The organism is Leeuwenhoekiella sp. W20_SRS_FM14, assembly GCF_052119605.1.
Taxonomy (GTDB): domain Bacteria; phylum Bacteroidota; class Bacteroidia; order Flavobacteriales; family Flavobacteriaceae; genus Leeuwenhoekiella.
Genome location: NZ_JBGQOK010000001.1, coordinates 261196 through 280359 on the forward strand (window position 1 = coordinate 261196; position 19164 = coordinate 280359).

Annotated in this window: 18 protein-coding genes; 5 read left to right on the forward strand and 13 right to left on the reverse strand. The window is 35.7% G+C overall.

Annotated elements, in window-relative coordinates; all coding sequences use genetic code 11:
* Window positions 1-21: 21 nt before the first annotated feature.
* Together ACEN25_RS01085 and ACEN25_RS01090 are read left to right on the forward strand one after the other, a co-directional pair.
* Window positions 22-390, forward strand: coding sequence for a S24 family peptidase (locus ACEN25_RS01085; protein ID WP_441801250.1), 369 nt, complete (start codon window positions 22-24; stop codon window positions 388-390).
* Window positions 390-1670, forward strand: a complete 1281-nt coding sequence (locus ACEN25_RS01090; protein ID WP_441801251.1) for a Y-family DNA polymerase — start codon at window positions 390-392, stop codon at window positions 1668-1670. The genes ACEN25_RS01085 and ACEN25_RS01090 overlap by 1 nt, the downstream gene beginning before the upstream one ends.
* A gap of 45 nt (window positions 1671-1715) precedes the next feature.
* On the opposite strand, the gene ACEN25_RS01095 is transcribed toward ACEN25_RS01090, so the two are convergent.
* On the reverse strand, window positions 1716-2180 hold the full coding sequence (locus ACEN25_RS01095) for an Lrp/AsnC family transcriptional regulator (protein WP_028375735.1): 465 nt from the start codon (window positions 2178-2180) through the stop codon (window positions 1716-1718).
* 158 nt (window positions 2181-2338) lie between these two features.
* Between ACEN25_RS01095 and ACEN25_RS01100 the strand changes: the two genes are divergently transcribed.
* Window positions 2339-3586 carry a cystathionine gamma-synthase family protein gene (locus ACEN25_RS01100; RefSeq protein WP_441801252.1) on the forward strand — a complete coding sequence of 416 codons (1248 nt, stop codon included), beginning with the start codon at window positions 2339-2341 and terminating at the stop codon, window positions 3584-3586.
* Between the two features lie 23 nt (window positions 3587-3609).
* Here the strand turns inward: ACEN25_RS01100 and ACEN25_RS01105 are convergent, their stop codons facing one another.
* Window positions 3610-4290: a CPBP family glutamic-type intramembrane protease gene (locus ACEN25_RS01105; protein WP_441801253.1), complete on the reverse strand. Its 681-nt coding sequence runs from the start codon at window positions 4288-4290 to the stop codon at window positions 3610-3612.
* A 246-nt stretch (window positions 4291-4536) separates the two neighbouring features.
* On the opposite strand from ACEN25_RS01105, the gene dnaK reads away from it, so the two are divergent.
* A complete protein-coding gene (gene dnaK / locus ACEN25_RS01110; RefSeq protein WP_441801254.1) occupies window positions 4537-6444 on the forward strand; it encodes a molecular chaperone DnaK in 1908 nt (635 codons plus the stop codon).
* Window positions 6445-6685: 241 nt separating this feature from the next.
* Here dnaK and ACEN25_RS01115 read toward each other — a convergent pair whose 3' ends face one another.
* The 7 genes from ACEN25_RS01115 to ACEN25_RS01145 all read right to left on the reverse strand — a co-directional run bounded on the left by ACEN25_RS01115 (window position 6686) and on the right by ACEN25_RS01145 (window position 14303).
* A complete protein-coding gene (locus tag ACEN25_RS01115) occupies window positions 6686-7192 on the reverse strand; it encodes a LytR/AlgR family response regulator transcription factor (protein ID WP_441801255.1) in 507 nt (168 codons plus the stop codon).
* A gap of 331 nt (window positions 7193-7523) precedes the next feature.
* Entirely contained in the window at window positions 7524-8276 is a 753-nt protein-coding gene (locus ACEN25_RS01120) for a hypothetical protein (RefSeq protein ID WP_441801256.1), read from the reverse strand.
* A gap of 80 nt (window positions 8277-8356) precedes the next feature.
* Window positions 8357-8872: a DinB family protein gene (locus ACEN25_RS01125; RefSeq protein ID WP_441801257.1), complete on the reverse strand. Its 516-nt coding sequence runs from the start codon at window positions 8870-8872 to the stop codon at window positions 8357-8359.
* A 232-nt stretch (window positions 8873-9104) separates the two neighbouring features.
* Window positions 9105-10928, reverse strand: a complete 1824-nt coding sequence (locus tag ACEN25_RS01130) for an ABC transporter ATP-binding protein (RefSeq protein ID WP_441801258.1) — start codon at window positions 10926-10928, stop codon at window positions 9105-9107.
* A gap of 111 nt (window positions 10929-11039) precedes the next feature.
* Window positions 11040-12758, reverse strand: coding sequence for a phospho-sugar mutase (locus ACEN25_RS01135; protein ID WP_441801259.1), 1719 nt, complete (start codon window positions 12756-12758; stop codon window positions 11040-11042).
* Between the two features lie 60 nt (window positions 12759-12818).
* On the reverse strand, window positions 12819-13766 hold the full coding sequence (locus tag ACEN25_RS01140; RefSeq protein WP_441801260.1) for a glycosyltransferase family 2 protein: 948 nt from the start codon (window positions 13764-13766) through the stop codon (window positions 12819-12821).
* A gap of 6 nt (window positions 13767-13772) precedes the next feature.
* Window positions 13773-14303, reverse strand: coding sequence for a DUF4199 domain-containing protein (locus ACEN25_RS01145; RefSeq protein WP_441801261.1), 531 nt, complete (start codon window positions 14301-14303; stop codon window positions 13773-13775).
* Between the two features lie 208 nt (window positions 14304-14511).
* Between ACEN25_RS01145 and ACEN25_RS01150 the strand changes: the two genes are divergently transcribed.
* Window positions 14512-14763 carry a type B 50S ribosomal protein L31 gene (locus tag ACEN25_RS01150; RefSeq protein ID WP_441801262.1) on the forward strand — a complete coding sequence of 84 codons (252 nt, stop codon included), beginning with the start codon at window positions 14512-14514 and terminating at the stop codon, window positions 14761-14763.
* A gap of 96 nt (window positions 14764-14859) precedes the next feature.
* Here the strand turns inward: ACEN25_RS01150 and ACEN25_RS01155 are convergent, their stop codons facing one another.
* Genes ACEN25_RS01155 through ACEN25_RS01170 form a run of 4 tightly spaced genes read right to left on the reverse strand, consistent with a single transcriptional unit; the run spans window position 14860 to window position 19124 of the window.
* Window positions 14860-15084: a DUF6095 family protein gene (locus tag ACEN25_RS01155; RefSeq protein ID WP_441801263.1), complete on the reverse strand. Its 225-nt coding sequence runs from the start codon at window positions 15082-15084 to the stop codon at window positions 14860-14862.
* Complete coding sequence (gene murQ, locus ACEN25_RS01160; RefSeq protein WP_441801264.1) at window positions 15084-15896, reverse strand: N-acetylmuramic acid 6-phosphate etherase; 813 nt, start codon at window positions 15894-15896, stop codon at window positions 15084-15086. Before murQ ends, ACEN25_RS01155 begins: the two co-directional genes overlap by 1 nt.
* A gap of 52 nt (window positions 15897-15948) precedes the next feature.
* Complete coding sequence (locus ACEN25_RS01165; protein ID WP_441801265.1) at window positions 15949-16758, reverse strand: DUF4249 family protein; 810 nt, start codon at window positions 16756-16758, stop codon at window positions 15949-15951.
* The gene (locus ACEN25_RS01170; RefSeq protein ID WP_441801266.1) at window positions 16758-19124 is read right to left on the reverse strand and encodes a TonB-dependent receptor; all 2367 of its coding nucleotides are present in this window, start codon (window positions 19122-19124) and stop codon (window positions 16758-16760) included. The genes ACEN25_RS01165 and ACEN25_RS01170 overlap by 1 nt, the downstream gene beginning before the upstream one ends.
* Window positions 19125-19164 lie beyond the last annotated feature (40 nt).

Genomic DNA, 19164 nt, shown 5'->3' on the forward strand with positions numbered 1-19164 from the left:
TATTCCATAATTTTGACCTCTATGGAATTTGATGAGTTACATAAAATAAAAAGACCCGAACAGACCCACAAAGCGGGAAGTTCTGAACAAACCGGATTTCCGAGTCCGGCGACACATTATCTTGAAAGTACGCTTGATCTCAATTTAATTCTTACTAAAAACAGAGATGCCACCTTTTTTATTCGCGTAAAAGGAAATGGGTGGAGTGAATACACGATACGCGATCAGGACGTATTGATAATTGACCGTTCGCTGCATGCGGCTCTGGGTAAGCTTGCGGTGGTAGTGCGTGACGGTGATTTTAAAGTTGAGCGTATCACTAAATTAACTGAAAAAGATAGCGAGGTCATGCTGTGGGGAGTTATAACCTATATAATTCATGCGTTGTAATGATTGCTCTGGTAGATTGTAATAGTTTTTATGCCTCGTGTGAGCAAGTATTTAGACCCGATTTATGGGGAAAACCGGTGGTGGTTTTAAGTAATAATGACGGTTGTATTATTGCTGCAAATAAAGAGGCCAAGGCATTAACCCAGATTCCTATGTTTGAGCCGGTTTTTAAGATAAAAAAACTACTGGTAGATCACCACGTAGAATTCTTTTCTTCAAATTATACGCTGTATGGCGAGATGTCTCAACGTGTTATGAATACGCTAAAGCAATTTTCACCTAATGTAGAAATATATAGTATTGATGAGTCTTTTATAGATCTCGCTAATATGAAGTTTGTAGATCTTAATACTCATGGTCATCTTATAAAAAATACGATATTAAGAAATACAGGTTTGCCCGTAGGAGTTGGGGTCGCACCTACAAAAGTACTTGCTAAATTAGCAAACCGAATGTCAAAAAAAATCCCAGGTTATAATCACGTATGTGTATTAGATACCGAAGAGCGCTGTATACAAGCACTTAAAGATGCGGTCATAAAAGAGGTTTGGGGAATAGGAAAAAAGCATTGCCAGCGTCTAAATAACAGAGGTGTTTTTACCGCGTATCAATTTGCTTATGAAGTATCTTTAGATTGGGTGCGTAAACATATGACCGTAGTGGGCGAGCGCATTTGGCGTGAGTTGCGCGGTGAATCGTGTTTGAGTCTTGAGATGTTGCCAAAAGCTAAAAAAGCAATAGGCACTGCAAAGTCGTTTGGATCAAAACTTACTGATTTGGGATTGATTGAAGAAGCCTGTGCTTTTTATATTAGTGAAGTGAGTGAGGTACTACGTAAACAAAACTCTTGTGCTCAATTTATTCAGGTGTTTTTGCAAACTAATTATCACAGTGATCGAGATGCACAATATTCTAATAGTGTTACCGTGACACTCTCAACAGCTACTAATGATACGTTTATTTTAACCCGTGAAGCTACAAAGGCCTTAAAAACTATTTATAAACCGGGTTACCGTTATAAAAAAGTAGGTGTGAATTTAAGCGGACTCATTCCGCAGGAATTTGTACAAATGAATCTGTTTGAGGCTGCAAATCCAGAAGGCCGCTCAGCATTAATGCGTACGGTAGATAAGCTGAATGAGAAGTACGGTAAATCAACTGTAAATTCGGGTCTGGTAGGTAACCGTCAGAAACAATGGGAATTGATTAAAAAAGACCGAAGTCCACGATATACCACGCAGTGGAGTGAGTTGTTAACGATTGATTCAACCTGGACTTAGACAAAACGTAGAAGTCTAGATTGAATTTATAAGCTAGAGTTTCCCTTAAAACAGAGGAATTACAGTTGAGCGCTTTATTTCATTTAAAACAAAACTGCTTTTTATTTGAGACACATTGGGCAGGGCGGCCAACTTGCCTGAAGAAAACTCGTGATACGCCTGAAGGTCTTTAACCACAACTTTCAGTAAAAAATCATTTGCACCACCCAGTAAATAACATTCAATAACCTCAGGGATATCTGCAAGTGCTTTGCTAAATGCATTGATTCCATCTATTTGTTGACTGTCTAAAGAAACCGAGCAAAAAACTACCATTGCCGTTTCAATTTTATGAGTATCGAGAACTGCAACATATTTTTTGATAATACCTTCCTGCTCATAACGCTTTATACGGTCGTAAATAGGCGTTTTAGTGAGGTTAACCGTTTCGGTAATTTCTTTTACCTGCGTTTTACTATTATGTTGTAAGATTTCGAGTAACTGCTTATCTGTTTTATCTAAGGTGTACATAGGAAGTTTTCCGTTTTAAATATGAATATTTATTGAAAAATATAAATTATTCCTGTATTTAAAACTATTACAGGAATATTTAGGTAAAAATTATCACAAGATAAAATGGTTTCCTTAAAAAATTACATTTGTAGTAATTGAGACCTAAAAGCGCAGCTATGAAATCTAAAATGCATCCTGAAAGTTTAATGATGTCACACGGCTATAAGCCCGAATTATCTGAAGGAGCAATTAAACCTCCAGTTTTTCAAACTTCAACATTTGCATTTGATTCCGCAGAGGCCGGAAAAGCCTTTTTTGAGGTGGCTTATGGTTTGCGAGCACAAGATCAAGACGAAGAAACAGGTCTTATTTACAGCCGTATAAATAATCCCAATCTTCAAATATTTGAAGAGCGTCTTTGCTTATGGGATGAGGCAGATCAATGTGCCGTTTTTGAAAGCGGTATGTCTGCCATAAGTACGGTACTTCTCGAGTTTTTAAAACCCGGGGATTTATTGTTGTATAGTATGCCTACGTATGGTGGCACAGATCATTTTATTACCCACTATCTACAAAGTGTGGGTGTACATGCATTAGGTTTTAGACCAGACCAAACTCAGGAAGAAATTATTCAATTGCTTGAAGCTAGTGGTCTCGCAAAAAATCTGGCATTAATTTATATAGAAACCCCTGCAAACCCAACTAATGAGTTGATAGATATTGCGATGTGCAAAGCCTTGGCAACGCGCTATAGCACGGCAGAAAAAGCAGTTTATCTGGCTGTAGATAATACCTATATGGGACCTATTTGGTGCAGCCCATTAAAACATGGTGCAGATCTGGTAATTTATTCAGCCACTAAATATATAGGCGGACATAGTGATCTTATAGCAGGGGCAGTATTAGGCTCAAATGAGATTATGCAACGCGTAAAGGTCTTGCGCACTTTTTTAGGAAATATGGCGAGTCCGCATACGTGCTGGTTACTGTTACGAAGTCTTGAAACGCTTAAAGTACGTATGGAACAGCAAGCGAGAAGCGCTCAGGAAATTGCGTTATTTTTAGAGAAGCATCCTAAAGTGTCTCAAGTATATTATCTGGGTACTTTAAAAGAGTCAACCGAAGCTTATAATATTTATAAACGTCAATATACGTCACCCGGAGCAATGATTGCTTTTGATATAAAGGGAGAAGAAGCAGAAGCGTTTAGACTACTTAACAAACTCAACTTAATCAAATTGGCTGTTAGTTTAGGAAGTACCGAAAGTCTGGTACAACATCCTGATACCATGACGCATGCAGGAGTAAATCCTGAATTGAAAAAACGCATGGGTATTTCTTCAAGTTTAATACGATTATCTGTAGGGGTAGAAAACCACGAAGATCTTATTGCAGATCTTGAAGCCGGTTTAGAATGTGTGTAATAGTCGTATAAACAAATTCTTAATTAATGGGTAATTAGTAAAATGCTTATGGGTATAGCATTATTAAGCATATGCATCCCTATAGACCAACTTAGATGTTTGTTTTTAATCTTTATATATCCGAAGAAAAGCCCTGCTAAAAATCTGGGAATTACCAGCATTATTAAAGGTAGGTTAATCATAAAGGTATCTACATAATTATTAATATGTAAGAGTGCAAAGACACTAGAAGTAATCAACCAGACTTTTATATAATGTCGAGATAACCACGCCCTCAAATGTCTTCCTTTGAGTGGTGTAAGTAATTGAATACCTATATAGGTAAAACTACCTAAAAACACAGCAATAAATACGAGCCGCATAAACCAATTTACGTCTGGGGGAATTACGTAATAAGCGATATAATAGGTGGGCCAGGCCACTATGAAGAGTACAAAGTCTATGTGAGATGGTTTTAGAAGAGTTCTAAACATAATTTCTTCTAGAACGGGAGCAATAACGAGTACCATAACAAATGCCTTAAAAGGATTATTTGCAAGCATCTCAAAGAGATTGCTCTGGGTATATTCAGATACTCTAATCTGAGGAAACTGCTGTATTAGCAGAAATTTTAGAAAAGCCCAAAGCACATACAAGGTAAATAGAAGTGAAGCCGATTTTATAAAGAGTCGGGTTTTGGGATCAATGCGTGTATAAAACTTCAATTTTTAATTAAAGTTACATTTTTTAAAGGTAGTAGGTTTTTTTGCAAGAGGGATAGCAGCGTAAATCCTTGTGGGGTCTTTAGCCTCACAAGATTGCAGCGTATAGCCCGACAGCCGGGCGCTTTTTTAGTGCAAGGCTGACTTGCCCTAAAATAAATTCTGACAGCTTGTCAGTGATTTTGTAGTGGCACAAAGATTGTCTTTAACAGACCGAACAAAAATTAATAACACTTAAAATTATATATAATGAGTAAGATCATAGGAATTGATTTAGGTACAACAAACTCCTGTGTTGCCGTGATGGAAGGTAACGAGCCTGTTGTTATACCTAATGCAGAAGGTAAAAGAACAACTCCTTCTGTGATAGCATTTGTTGAAGGCGGTGAAATTAAAGTAGGTGATCCTGCAAAAAGACAAGCTGTAACAAACCCAACCAAAACGATATCTTCTATTAAGCGTTTTATGGGTAACAAGTTTTCTGAGTCTAGCAGAGAATTAGAAAATGTTGCTTACGGCGTAAAAAAAGGTGATAACGATACTCCACGTGTAGATATTGATGGTCGTCTTTATACTCCACAAGAATTATCTGCAATGATTCTTCAAAAAATGAAGAAAACTGCTGAAGATTATTTAGGGCAAGAGGTAACAGGAGCTGTAATTACAGTACCTGCTTATTTTAACGATTCTCAGCGTCAGGCAACTAAAGAAGCTGGTGAAATTGCAGGTCTTAAAGTAGAGCGTATCATTAATGAGCCTACAGCGGCTGCATTAGCTTACGGTCTTGATAAAAAGAGTACAGATCAAAAGATTGTAGTATTTGACTTTGGTGGTGGTACGCATGACGTTTCTATATTAGAATTAGGAGATGGTGTATTTGAAGTCCTTTCTACAGATGGTGATACACACTTAGGTGGTGATGACGTAGATAGCAAAATCATTAACTGGTTAGCTGAAGAATTTAAGTCTGAAGAAGATATGGACCTTCGTAAAGATCCTATGGCGCTTCAACGTTTAAAAGAAGCTGCTGAGAAAGCTAAGATAGAATTATCTTCTTCAAACCAGACTGAAATCAACTTACCCTACGTTACAGCTACCGCTAGTGGACCTAAGCATTTAGTACGTACATTAACCCGTTCTAAGTTTGAGCAGTTAATAGACGATCTAGTAAAAAGAACTATAGCTCCTTGCGAGACTGCACTTAAAGCTGCTGGTCTTTCTAAGAGTGACATCGATGAGATTATTTTAGTAGGTGGTTCAACTCGTATTCCTGCTGTACAGGAAGCTGTTGAGAAGTTCTTCGGAAAGAAACCAAGTAAAGGTGTAAACCCTGATGAGGTTGTTGCTGTAGGTGCTGCTATACAAGGTGGTGTACTAACAGGAGATGTTAAAGATGTACTTTTATTAGATGTAACTCCACTTTCATTAGGTATTGAGACTATGGGTGGTGTAATGACTAAATTAATTGAGTCTAACACAACAATACCTACTAAAAAGTCACAGGTATTCTCTACTGCAGCAGATAATCAACCAAGTGTTGAGATTCACGTTCTACAGGGAGAGCGCCCAATGGCAACTGATAACAAGACAATTGGTCGTTTTCACTTAGATGGTATTCCACCAGCACAGAGAGGAACTCCTCAAATCGAAGTTATTTTCGATATTGATGCTAACGGTATCATTAAAGTAAGTGCGGAAGATAAAGCAACTGGTAAGAAACAAGATATTCGTATCGAAGCTTCTTCTGGTCTTACTGAAGAGGAAATTAAAAAGATGAAAGCAGATGCTGAAGCAAATGCAGAGTCTGATAAGAAAGCAAAAGAAAAAGTTGACAAATTGAATGAGGCAGACCAGATGGTTTTCCAAACTGAAAAATTGTTGAAAGATTCTGGTGATAAATTATCTGCAGATAACAAAACTAAAATTGAAGGTGCTTTAGAAGAGTTGAAAAAAGCTCACGCTACAGGTGAATTAGAGCAAGTTACTCCTGCATTAGATAATTTAAATGAGATCTGGAAATCTGCTTCTGAAGAGATTTACAAAGCTCAGGCAGAAGGTGGTGCACAGCCGGGTTCTGACGCAGGTCAGCCAGCAGGCGAAAGCACTGAAGGTTCTGCAAGTGATGTAGAAGATGTAGACTTTGAAGAGGTTAAGTAATACACAACCCTATTATTGAATTACTCCAGAGTTTTATCTGGTTATTAATACTTAAAAACCCGATGCTAATAGCATCGGGTTTTTTTATTTCCAGTTTTGTACGTGTGCTCCAAAAATAGGTTACAAATGATTTACATTCTCAGTTATGTGAGTTGTTCTACGGCAAATTCAAAAATTGATCGATAACTTTTTTTGTGAACATTCTTTTCAAATTTTATTACAGGCACTGTATGTAAACCCATTACTGTTCAATCCATTCTCGAAAAGAGGCTGTTTTACTTTGACTGGTTTTAAGATAGTTTTTACAAGCTTTTATTTTTACAGATAATACATTTTTAGAGTATCGCTCTATTTTCTCCACATGTTGCTTATTGATGAGCATACTGCGGTTTATCTTAAAGAAATATTCAGGATTGAGTTGTTCTTCTATTTCTTTCAGACTTGAATTGTTCACTAAATGCTTTTTGCCACTTTGGTCAAAAGCGAAAATTACACTCTCACTAGCTTCAAAAAATGTAATGTTCTGAGTGTCTATAAAGTAAATTCCCTGATGCGTATTAATCGTAAATCGTTTTTTATACGAACCTTTAGCGAAGTTCTGTTGAATAAGTTTTGTGAGATTGTTTAGTTGTTGATCAGAAGAGGTTGAATTTCTAAATAACAGAAATTTATTCCAGGCTATTTCAAAACGTTCTTTTGAAAATGGTTTTAATAAATAGGCTATTCCATTGCTTTCAAAAGCATTCATTAAAAATTGATCATAAGCAGTAGTAAAAATAATTGGGCACGCAATTTTAACCCGATTATAGATTTCAAAAGCTCTCCGCCATCGCATACAACCTCAAAAAATACCTGAAGTTTATAGAAAAGCACATAAAAAGTGGAGTAGGGATGCTCGGTTTATTTTAAAGTTCACAATGACGTTAAATCAAGAGTATAAGTCTATTTTAAAGAGACTTCATTCTGCTAATTTACAAACCATATAAAACTAGAAAACCGCTTAAAAGCGGTTTAAATAAGTGATATTTTCTAAGAATTAAAGGCTTGTGCAACAGTTACTATTGTTGCCAGTAGTGATTTTATCCACTTACCTTATTAAATATTAGCTTTCTTTCGATTCCGTGTTTGGTTTCTATAATTATTAAATTGCCTTTATTCAATTCACAATATAATGAAATAATATAGTCAGATTTCCATAGTTGGATTTTTTCATCATCAACTATAAATCTGTGATAATTTATTTCTCCATTGTTGCCATTTATTTGAAACTTATTGTTCTTTCGAAATGTTATCTCCAATTGCTCTTTAGTAGACTGATTAAGAAAATCTCGGTATTTATAAAAATCCAAATATTCTTTGGGATAGTCGGCATTTTTGTCTGATTGCAAAACTTCTATTTTTTTCAAATTCCATTTTCCAGTCAGCAATTTTTTGATTGAATCTCCAACTATAAACCTATTTAATGACTCTTGAGGACTTCCGATATTTGGCCATCGGTCACGTTTGAAAAGTCCGTAATAATCAATTCCATTTAGTTCGATTGTATTAGAGTCAATTTTGATAATATTTAAATAATCGGAATTATTTTTTTTGATTTTATTCCTCTCGATATTCAGTTTTTTGTCAAGCAAGTAGTTCTCACTCCACCAAGTTGTTCTGTAAAACTGACCTAAACTGTCAATAAAAATAAATTCTCTCCAGAGTTCTGATTTTGTCGTTTGTAATGAATCAGACATCCATTCTCCTTTTAAGAATTCAAGTTCAATTTCTTTTTGAGCCTGAACTAAAGTTGAGGATAAAAGCAAAATTATGATGATTATAACTGTTTTCATTACATTACTGGCAACGTCCCGCAAAAATGGCGTTGCGAGTTTTTGCTCGCAATGAACATTTTATGCATTGTTGGCGGTAGTTATTGCAGTGATTGTAAAAAATTTTCAATTCGCTCCTTCTGTTTTAAATGGTGCCTCATATGCATTTCTGAATATTGAATCCATTCAAAACCATTCAAAAATCCAATTCCAGGATGTTCTGATTTACCATAGTTTGATGTGTTATCCATTTTCGCCCAAATTTCGTTTGTAGTCTTTTTTAATCGTTCCAATTCCGATTTTAGCTTAGCGGTTTCAGTTGGCTGTTTGACCTTTTCCGAAATCAATGGATCACCCCGAAATCTTTTGTTTTTAAAAGACCCCCTTTTCAACAGGGATTTAGCAGCGTCCGAAGTCTCTTTGTCAATATTTTTTTCGTTTCCAAGTGTCATTTCTATTTGACCGTTATACCAATTTGTTTCTTCAATCAAATGTTCGTAGAGCTGTCCAAGTGACCAACTTCTCTCATCAGGTTTAATTTTAAGTTGTTCAATATTGAATCGAGATAGTTCTTTTATCCAAACATCGATTGTATCATTGAAATTTTTAATGCTCATTGGTTCATCGTTTAATTACCGCCAACTCCCGGATAACACAATATTTCGCATACCATCCTTATTTAAATTATTTTCAAACTCTTTTAAAAAGTTTTTATCTTGAAGTAATTCACTTCTCTAAAATACTCTTTAAGAACTTAATATCTTTACAGTTTTCTATAAAAGCCTTAAAAAAAGAAGCCTCAACAATATTTAATTGTTGAGGCTTCTTTTAAATAATATGAAGTTTTAACTAATCAAAAGATTGCATATCTACTAATTTCTTATAGGTCCCATTTAAACCTAATAGTTCTTGATGTTTGCCTTGCTCAACAATTTTTCCTTTGTGCATTACAATGATTTCATCTGCATTTTGAATAGTAGATAAGCGGTGTGCAATTACAATAGAAGTACGATTCATCATCATATTTTCTAAAGCTTTTTGAACCAGGCGTTCACTTTCGGTATCTAAAGCAGAAGTAGCCTCATCTAAGATCATAATTGGCGGATTTTTCAATACTGCACGTGCAATAGACAGGCGTTGTTTTTGACCGCCACTTAGTTTATTTCCGCTATCTCCTATGTTTGTGTCAAGTTTTAAAGGTAAATCTGATACAAACTCCCAGGCATTTGCGATTTTAAGCGCTTCTATTACTTCATCGTCGCTAGCGTCTGGCTTTCCTAATAAAATATTATTACGTACCGTATCGTTAAAGAGAATCGAGTCCTGAGTGACTAATCCCATCTGCGCCCGTACCGAATTTTTAGTAAGATCTTTTAAATTGATCCCATCTAATTTGATAGCGCCTTCATTTACATCATAGAAGCGGGTAACCAGATTTGCAATAGTACTTTTACCGCTTCCGCTTTGACCTACTAAGGCAACAGTTTTACCTTTAGGAATAACCGCACTAAAGTTTGAGAGTACCTGCTCATCTTCATAACTAAACGTGATATTTTCAATACGTACCGAATCTGAGAACGTTGCTGCAACTTTAGCATCTGCCTTATCTTTTATAGTGGTTTCCGTATTTAAAACCGAAAGAATACGCTCTGCAGCGGCATCTCCTTTTTTTACACTGTATGAGGCTTTACTAATCTGTTTTGCCGGTGTTAGAATATTATATGATAAGCCTAAAAATGCGATAAATGTAGCTGCAGAAAGTGTACCGTCTACAAGTACCATTTGACCACCAAACCAGAGGATGATTACAATTACAAAAATTCCTAAAAATTCACTTGCAGGAGAGGCTAGATTTTGACGGTTAAGCAAGCTGTTTAAAACGGTATTCAATCGATTTGTACTCGATCTGAATTTAGTTCTAAACTGCTCTTCCCCATTAAATCCTTTTATGATTTTAAGACTTGATAAGGTCTCTTCTACAATAGATAAAAATGTACTGTTTTCTTCTTGAGCCTGACTAGATTGTCGCTTTAAAGACTTTCCGATTCTCGAAATGACTAAACCAGAAATGGGTAAAAATATAAACACAAATAAGGTAAGCTTGGCGCTCATTAAAACCATAGCAATGATGGTAAAAATGATGGTTAACGGCTCGCGCACCACCATTTCTAATATAGAAAGAAAGGAGCGTTCTACCTCGTTAACATCTGCTGTAATTCGGGAAATGGTATCTCCTTTTCGTTTTTCTGAAAAATAGGCGATAGGCAATTCAATTAATTTATCATAAATAGCATCACGCACATCGCGCATTACTCCATTCCGCAAGAAGGTAATAAAATAGGTAGCTAAGTATCCAAAGATGTTTTTAAGAAAAAATAGAATGACAACGATTATACAGATAAAAACAAGTGCTGAAAGCTCATCTTCTGCTACACGCTGGCTTACATTGTAATAAAAATAATCTACAGCATATTGTTTTACATTAGGCCATCCTTCCCAAACCGGTAATTCTGAAATACGTTTACTCTTATCAAATAAAATCTCAATAACAGGTATTAAGGCTAAAAATGATAGCGTGCTGAAAACAGCGTATAGAATATTACAAATGATGTTGAGAATTGCGTATTTCTTATAAGGAATTGCAAATTGTAATATTTGTTTGAAGTAATTCATAAGGCCTAAGCGCTTGAAAATTTAATAGAGTACTCTACTTAAGTATAAATCCACCAGTGTTTTATATACTGGTGGATTTATAGATATTATTACTAAATGAGGTGTTTCTAATTACAGACCTAATTCTTTACGAATACCTGCTATTTTCTCATCTAGTTTTTTCTCGGTGTCCTCAAGATCTGCAAGACTATCTGCGGTATCATTAACACTGATGTAAAATTTTATTTTAGGTTCGGTGCCGCTTGGTCGTGCAGCTATACGAGAGCCTTTATCTGTATGGTAAATAAGAACATTAGATTTTGGAATTTCAATATCGCTAGAACTTCCTGTATTTACCTTTAAAGATTTTGAACTTGCATAGTCATCTATTTGAACAATACGTTCGCCAATGATAGAGGTCAATGGGTTTTCACGCAGATTAATCATTGTTTGCTTAATCTCTTCAGCTCCAGAAATTCCTTTCTTTACAAGTGAAGTTAGGTCTTCTTTGAAAAAACCATGTTTTACATAAAGATCTTGTAATTTTTTATAAAACGACAAACCTTCACTTTTTGCTTTAGTTACAATCTCACAGGCAAGTAGGGTAGCGGTTACCGCATCTTTATCACGTACAAAGTCACCTACCATATAACCAAAACTCTCTTCACCACCACCTATAAAATACTGGCTAGGGTGATCTTTAATCATTTTAGCAATCCATTTAAAACCGGTAAGTCCCAGTTTGCATTCTACATCATAGGATTTAGCTAAAACCTCCATCATAGGGGTAGATACAATAGTAGAGCCTATAAATTCAGTCCCATCTGCTTTATTGTTTTCAAAGTAATTATCCAGTAAGAAATCGGTCATAACAACCATAGTCTGGTTACCATTTAAAAGTACTAGTTTACCGGAGTTATCACGTACAGCTATTCCAAGGCGATCACAATCAGGATCTGTACCTATAACAATATCTGCGTTTTTTTCTTCAGCAAGAGCCATAGCCATTTTAAGAGCTTCGGGTTCTTCAGGATTGGGAGATTTTACCGTTGGGAAATTACCATTTGGTTTACGTTGCTCTTCAACTATATGTACATTTTTATACCCTGCTTGTTCTAAAACATCAGGAATCACAGTTACTGATGTTCCGTGAAGTGGTGTAAAAACGATTGTTACATCATCGCGGTGTTTTGCTAATTCAGAAAAGCTTCCATTTTCTAATGAAGCTTTTATAAATGCGGCATCAACTTCAGTATCTATATAGGTAATGTGCTCTTTTTTAGCATTAAAATTAATAGCGTTATAGTCAAGCTGTTCTATAAGCGCTACAATTTCAGAATCTTGTGGTGGTACGAGTTGACCGCCATCTTGCCAGTATACTTTATAGCCGTTATATTCCGGTGGATTGTGACTGGCAGTGAGTACAATACCACAATGGCAATCTAGATGTTTTACAGCAAAACTAAGTTCTGGTGTAGGTCTTAGATCACTAAATAAAAATACGTTTATATCATTTGCAGAAAATACATCTGCAACAACCTGAGCCAGTTCTTTACTGTTGTTACGGCAATCATAAGCGATAGCAACTTTTACAGACTCTCCTGGAAATGATTTTTTAAGATAATCAGATAAACCCTGAGTATTTTTACCTAAGGTATATTTATTGATTCGGTTTGTGCCTACGCCCATTATACCGCGCATTCCACCGGTACCAAACTCAAGATTTTTATAGAAACTTTCGTTTAGATCTTCTGTATTGTTTGCAAGTAACTTTTTAACTTCCTCTTGAGTGGTTGTATCAAAGGTAGGAGACAACCAGGCCTCCGCTTTTGCAGTAATTTCAGGATTCATAGTGCGCAATTATATAAGTTTAAATTCAAAAATAGTCATTTCGGTTAACGTACACTTTACTTAAAAACCCTTTTTATCTTTAATAAGATATCGGGGTCTTTCATGTTTTGTACGCTGCAAGAGTTCGCCAAGAAAACCGGCTATAAAGAGTTGCATTCCTATAATCATACTGGTAAGGGCAATATAAAACTGAGGACGTTGTGTTAGTAAACGAGCTGTAGGATTTATAAACAATTTGTCTATGCCTAAATAAGCAGCAAGACCAAAACCTATCGTAAACATAATAGCACCTAAAGTGCCAAATAAGTGCATAGGTCTTTTTGCGAAGTGCGTGACAAACCAAATTGTCAAAAGGTCTAGAAATCCTTTGATGAAGCGGTCTGCACCAAATTTTGTCTGGCCATATTTGCGAGCCTGATGCTGTACTGTTTTTTCGGTGATATTAGCGAAGCCTGCATTTTTAGCAAGTAAGGGGATATAGCGGTGCATATCGCCATACACATCTATATTTTTTACAACTTCATTACGGTAAGCTTTTAAGCCACAATTAAAATCGTGTAATTTCAGTCCGCTGGTTTTGCGGGCTGCAGCATTAAATAATTTAGACGGAAGGTTTTTTGATAAGACCGAATCGTATCGTTTCTTTTTCCATCCTGATACCAGATCATAGCCTTCTTCGGTAATGAGTCTGTAAAGTTCTGGTATCTCGTCTGGACTGTCCTGCAGATCTGCATCCATAGTGATAACCACATCGCCCTCTACAGCAAGAAAGCCGGCATTTAATGCCTGGCTTTTGCCGTAATTTCTATTAAAGCGTAATCCTTTAATATTAGGATTACTTTCTGCAAGGTGTTCTATTAGCTGCCAGGAACCATCTGTACTACCATCATCTATAAATAAAAGCTCGTACGTTAATTGTTCTGAAGTAATAACTTGTAGAAGCCAATTGTAAAGTTCTTGTAATGAATCTTTTTCGTTAAGAAGAGGTATAACTACCGATAGTTGCATACTGTATTAATCTTGGTACGGGTTTTCTTTTTTAAGAATAAGACCGCTTATAAGTGATATGATGAAACCAAAAAATATTCCGCCTACGATTTGAAAAGAAGCTTGTACCCAGGGGCGAGCAAATTGACCGGCCATGGCCAAACCTTGCTCGATTTGAGCCTCGGTCATATTAGGAGATTGTTCAATCATTGCTTCACGTTGTTTTTCAACTATAAGATCTACAAAACCCGGCTCTATAAATGTTAGAAATATAAAGTTATACAAAGCAGCAATAAGAGCACCAGTAATGGCAATACCTACACCTATTTTAAGCGCTTCTTTAAAGTTCATATAACCACCATTGCCCTTTTTGAAAACCATTTGACCATATACAATCATCCCAATCATAATGGCAAAACCTACTACTGCAGTAACCCAGTTTTGATCTAATAAGCTGTTTGTAATATATAGGATTACAGCTTGAGTAATAGAAAGTACACCTAATAGTGCCCCGTAAGTTAATGCTACTTTTCCTGTGGTTTGTTGTTGTTCTTTCATCTTAGTTAAGATTTAATTTGTAAAAGTACGTTTTAGGTATAAATACACCTATATTTTTAATAATACATAAGTAGAGATAAGGGGCATTATGTTACATTTATTTTCTTTTTTGAATAAAAGTCAAATATTATTGCAAATAGCCTTGTTAGGTAATAATTTATTTCTAAATTTGCACCTCAAAATTCAGCAGATTTTAAAGCATTTTACGATGAAAAAAGAGATACATCCAGAAAATTTTAGAGTAGTAGCATTTAAAGACATGTCTAACGATGATGTGTTTTTAACTAAATCTACTGCCAATACAAAAGAAACGATAGAAGTAGATGGTGAAGTTTACCCACTGGTAAAACTGGAGATTTCTAGATCATCACATCCATTCTACACCGGTAAATCTAAATTAGTAGATACAGCTGGTCGTATAGACAAGTTCAAGAACAAATACAAGAAATTCGCTAAATAAGCGTTTTCAACAGTATATATAAAAAAGCCTTTGCTAATCGCAAAGGCTTTTTTTATGTCCCCATCTATAAAAATGTTCTTAGACTTTTACAGATATTTACTTTTTACCAAAAATAGAATCCATTATTCGGTTTATACCTTTAAATCCAAAGTAGATGGCTAGTATTGCGGCTATACCACCTACAATTAATACAGGAATATAGAGTGGATGCTCTTGATTTTTAAAAGCCTGATATATAAGACCGGGTCCTAAAAACATAAACAGCAGTGACATTGCCATAGTTTGTACGCCTTTTGCTAAAGCTTCTTTGTCGGTTCCCATTATTTTACATAATTGGTTATGGCTGCACGTACAGAGCCGTATTCTTCTAATAATCGCGCGGCATTTTTTGCATCTATGTCTAGCTCTGCCTGTATCATACGTATACCACGATCTACAAGCTTATCATTACTCAATTGCATATCTACCATTTTGTTGCCTTTTACTTTACCTAACTGTATCATAGTGGTCGTAGAAATCATATTAAGCACTAGTTTTTGGGCAGTACCCGCTTTCATTCTACTGCTTCCGGTAACAAATTCTGGACCTACAATTACTTCAATAGGGTATTTTGCTTCTAATGAAATGGGACAGTTGGCATTACACGTTATGCTGCCTGTGGGTATATTACGTTCATTGCACGCTTTTAATGCGTGTAATACATAAGGCGTCGTGCCTGAAGCTGCAATGCCTATTACAAAATCATTAGATGTTATCCTGTGGTTTTTTAAGTCTGCCCAGCCTTGTATGGTACTGTCTTCGGCGAATTCAACGGCTTTGCGAATAGCGGCTTCTCCTCCTGCAATTAATCCCACAACTAAATCGTGCGGAACCCCAAAAGTAGGTGGGCACTCTGAGGCATCCACAACTCCTAATCTTCCGCTAGTACCTGCTCCCATATAAAAAAGTCTCCCACCTGCTTTAAGTTGATCTACTACTTTGCTGACTAATTTTTCAATTTGCGGCATAGCTTTTTCAACAGCAAGAGGTACAGTTTTATCTTCCGTATTAATGGACTCCAAAACTTCAGAAATACTCATTTTTTCCAAATTTCTATAGGTGGAGTCTTGCTCTGTAACTTTAGTGAAATTCATTTAAAATGCTATTTTTTTCTGTTTATATTAATGCCGAAAGATTAGTAAACGTCTATTCTATAATTAATTGATCACTAAAGCTTTCACCTATAGCAAAATAGCCTAGCGGATAATGAGCTTCGTCTGTATCGTTAATGACATTCCCTCTTATTTCTGAAGGTGGTGCTGCAAAAGGATTTCCCGAAGCAGAACCCGACTGATTAATAACTATGCTCATATAATCAAAAAAGGGTTTAGTAATGCCTATAAGCTCAACATTTAGGGTATCCTGCGGTTTAACTTCATCGTAAAAATAAGAAAAAGAAAACTGCTGATTTTTATAAAATGTGTCTTCACTAGTTAAATACTGCCCTTGATCAAGATCAAAAAGATAATAATTATCTTGGTTTGGAGTATCTGTATAAGTTACTACAACTTCAGTTTCATCACCAGAAAACAAACTGCCATCTCCTTGAGATAAATTGTCAAAAGGTACCGAAGCAATGAAACGGGCAGTTGATCTGTAAATCTCATCTTTGTAAAAGATGGTAAGCGTCATCTCATCGTTAGTAATTTGATCTCGCGGAACCATCGCGCTATAATACCCATTTCCATCTAAATTAAGTCTAAAGGTTTCTGTGTTGCTTCTTAAATTAATAATTGCATCATTTACGGTAGGTATCGTATCCTCAAAAAAACCAGTAGTCAAGGTGAGTCGCAAATAAGCTCTTACAAAATTAGAATTAGATTGAGGAATGCGCATTAATGCATCTACCACCAGTCGCTCTTCCGTTTGTGGTAAATCTACATCTATCGTCTCCTGGCAACTGGTTATAAGCCCTGTAAAAACTGCAATTGCTGTGTATTTTATGAAGGTGCGCATTAAAATTTAAAATTATAAGTTACAGAAGGTAAAATTCCGAAGATTGAGGTTTTAACGGCTTCATTAATTCCTGTATCTTCATTTTGTCTAAAGTTAATTGATGCAGCATTCATACGGTTATACACATTATAAATACTAAATACCCATTCTCCTTTTACCTTTCGATCTATATTTTTAGAAGGTGTAAGTGTTGCTGAAATATCTAATCGATTATAAGAAGGGAGCCGTTCTTGATTACGCATACCATAATTTGAAGTAATCAAGCCTTGAAAGCTAGATTGACTTACCGGATAATTTGTAGGTTGCCCGGTTTGAAATACAAAATTAGCATTGAAATTCCATTTTTTACTCGCCTTATAATTTAAGTAAGCACTTATATCGTGGGTTTTATCATAAGCTGAAGCATACCAATTTCCATTATTAATTCCTACTTCACCGGGTAAACGACCGGGAGTTTGCTGTTCACTACGTGACAATGTATAAGCTAACCAACCGGTAAAATCACCTTCATTTTTTCGGGCTAAAAATTCTAAGCCATAGGCGCGGGCTTTACCTACAAGAACTTCGCCTTCAATAGCATCGTTAGCGATAAGCTGCGCTCCATTTCTATAATCAAGTCTGTTTTGCACGTCTTTGTAAAACACTTCAGTCTCTATAGAATAATCGCCACCAGCTAGTTCTTTAAAATAGCCTAATGCATACTGATCAAGAATTTGTGGCTTTAAGTAAGGTCCGCTAGGAGCATAAACATCAAGTGGAGTAGGAGAATTTGTATTTGATATTAAATGTAGATACTGAGCCATTCTATTATAACTCGCTTTTACAGAACTTGAATTGTTCAATATATAAGATAACGAAGCACGGGGCTCTAGGTTTGTAAACGTAGCTAAAGTGCCGGTATTGGTTTCTATTTCTGTAGGAGTTGCCGGTTGATAAATCTTTAGATTATCATTGTAAATAAGTGGACTATCATCTGCGTATCTAGAAAAAGAATCTTGACCAAGTCTTGTAAAATGACTCAGTCTTACCCCATATCTAAAGGTTAGATTGCTTGTAATATCCTGCTCTGCTTCAATATATGCCGAAAACTCATTCGCAAATTTATGGGTAAGCTGTGACGGTATAATTCCAGAGTCTGGTTTGTTAGGCTCAATTGTAGCCGGGTTAAAGCGGTAATAAATATTATTAATCCCGTAGCTTAATTTTAGATTGTTATTTAGATAATGCTGTAAATCATACTTTAAATTAAAATTACGAATGCCCGAATCGTATTGAAATCCTACAAAATCGAGTTCAAGACCGTAATAATAATCAGAGTAAATGAGTGAAAGATTAGAAAATAACTTGTCTGAGAAAATATGATTCCATCTTAGATTTATAGTTGCATTGCCATAAACATTTACAAAACTTTCATTGACGCTAAAAAGATCTCTGCCAAAATAACCTGATAAGTAAAAATTGTTAGTTTCGTTTAGTTTATAATTCAGTTTTGCATTAAGATCATAGAAATAGGCCTTATTATCTAAATCAAACAAAGGCAAAAAAAGATGCGCATAGGAGGCTCTACCACCTATCAAAAAGGCAGATTTATCTTTTATGATAGGACCTTCCACCAGCAGTCTGCTAGCGATTGCACCAATACCGCCATTAGCGTGAAACTCTTTACTGTTTCCTTCTTTCTGATAAATATCGAGTACTGAAGATACTCTACCGCCATAACGAGCAGGAATGCCACCTTTATAAAGTTTTAAATCTTTGATCGCATCCGGATTAAATACGGAAAAGAAACCAAATAAATGAGAGGAATTAAAAATTATAGCCTCGTCTAAAAGTATGAGATTTTGATCGGCAGCACCTCCTCTTACATTAAAGCCACTTGCGCCCTCGCCGGCACTCGTGACTCCAGGTAAAAGTAGAATAGATTTTATAACATCTGCCTCCCCAAAAGCAACAGGAATTTGTTTAATTGTAGATGCTGTTAATGCATTTACACTCATTTGAGGTTTTCTGATGCTAAGTTTCTCAATGTTTTCTTCAATTATAATCTCATCTAAAGTTTCAGTAGCTTCTATTAAGCTGAAGTTTAACTTTGTATTTTCAGAAAGATTAATTGCTTTTGAAATTGAATTAAAACCTATAAAACTAATTTGAATGTCGTACGACCCTTCTGGCAAGGTGATTGAGTAGAAGCCATATTCATTAGTGACAGCTCCGGTATTTAATTCGGGCACTAGAACGTTAACACCTATTAATGTTTCATTAGATGAAGCTGCAGTAATAATACCGCTTAAGGTATGATTATTCTGACTCCAGCTGACGGATATTATTCCTAATAACAGGAATAAAATAAAAGAATTCTTGATCAAGTTTTTTTTTCAAAAATAAGAGACTTAAGGCATTAAAACA

Excerpts from the sequence above, each read along its gene's own strand:
- ACEN25_RS01085 (WP_441801250.1), top strand. The coding sequence starts at position 22 with ATGGAATTTGATGAGTTACATAAAATAAAAAGACCCGAACAGACCCAC.
- ACEN25_RS01090 (WP_441801251.1), top strand. The coding sequence starts at position 390 with ATGATTGCTCTGGTAGATTGTAATAGTTTTTATGCCTCGTGTGAGCAA.
- ACEN25_RS01095 (WP_028375735.1), bottom strand. The coding sequence starts at position 2,180 with ATGTACACCTTAGATAAAACAGATAAGCAGTTACTCGAAATCTTACAA.
- ACEN25_RS01100 (WP_441801252.1), top strand. The coding sequence starts at position 2,339 with ATGAAATCTAAAATGCATCCTGAAAGTTTAATGATGTCACACGGCTAT.
- dnaK (WP_441801254.1), top strand. The coding sequence starts at position 4,537 with ATGAGTAAGATCATAGGAATTGATTTAGGTACAACAAACTCCTGTGTT.
- ACEN25_RS01115 (WP_441801255.1), bottom strand. The coding sequence starts at position 7,192 with ATGAATGCTTTTGAAAGCAATGGAATAGCCTATTTATTAAAACCATTT.
- ACEN25_RS01120 (WP_441801256.1), bottom strand. The coding sequence starts at position 8,276 with ATGAAAACAGTTATAATCATCATAATTTTGCTTTTATCCTCAACTTTA.
- ACEN25_RS01125 (WP_441801257.1), bottom strand. The coding sequence starts at position 8,872 with ATGAGCATTAAAAATTTCAATGATACAATCGATGTTTGGATAAAAGAA.
- ACEN25_RS01130 (WP_441801258.1), bottom strand. The coding sequence starts at position 10,928 with ATGAATTACTTCAAACAAATATTACAATTTGCAATTCCTTATAAGAAA.
- ACEN25_RS01135 (WP_441801259.1), bottom strand. The coding sequence starts at position 12,758 with ATGAATCCTGAAATTACTGCAAAAGCGGAGGCCTGGTTGTCTCCTACC.
- ACEN25_RS01140 (WP_441801260.1), bottom strand. The coding sequence starts at position 13,766 with ATGCAACTATCGGTAGTTATACCTCTTCTTAACGAAAAAGATTCATTA.
- ACEN25_RS01145 (WP_441801261.1), bottom strand. The coding sequence starts at position 14,303 with ATGAAAGAACAACAACAAACCACAGGAAAAGTAGCATTAACTTACGGG.
- ACEN25_RS01150 (WP_441801262.1), top strand. The coding sequence starts at position 14,512 with ATGAAAAAAGAGATACATCCAGAAAATTTTAGAGTAGTAGCATTTAAA.
- ACEN25_RS01155 (WP_441801263.1), bottom strand. The coding sequence starts at position 15,084 with ATGGGAACCGACAAAGAAGCTTTAGCAAAAGGCGTACAAACTATGGCA.
- murQ (WP_441801264.1), bottom strand. The coding sequence starts at position 15,896 with ATGAATTTCACTAAAGTTACAGAGCAAGACTCCACCTATAGAAATTTG.
- ACEN25_RS01165 (WP_441801265.1), bottom strand. The coding sequence starts at position 16,758 with ATGCGCACCTTCATAAAATACACAGCAATTGCAGTTTTTACAGGGCTT.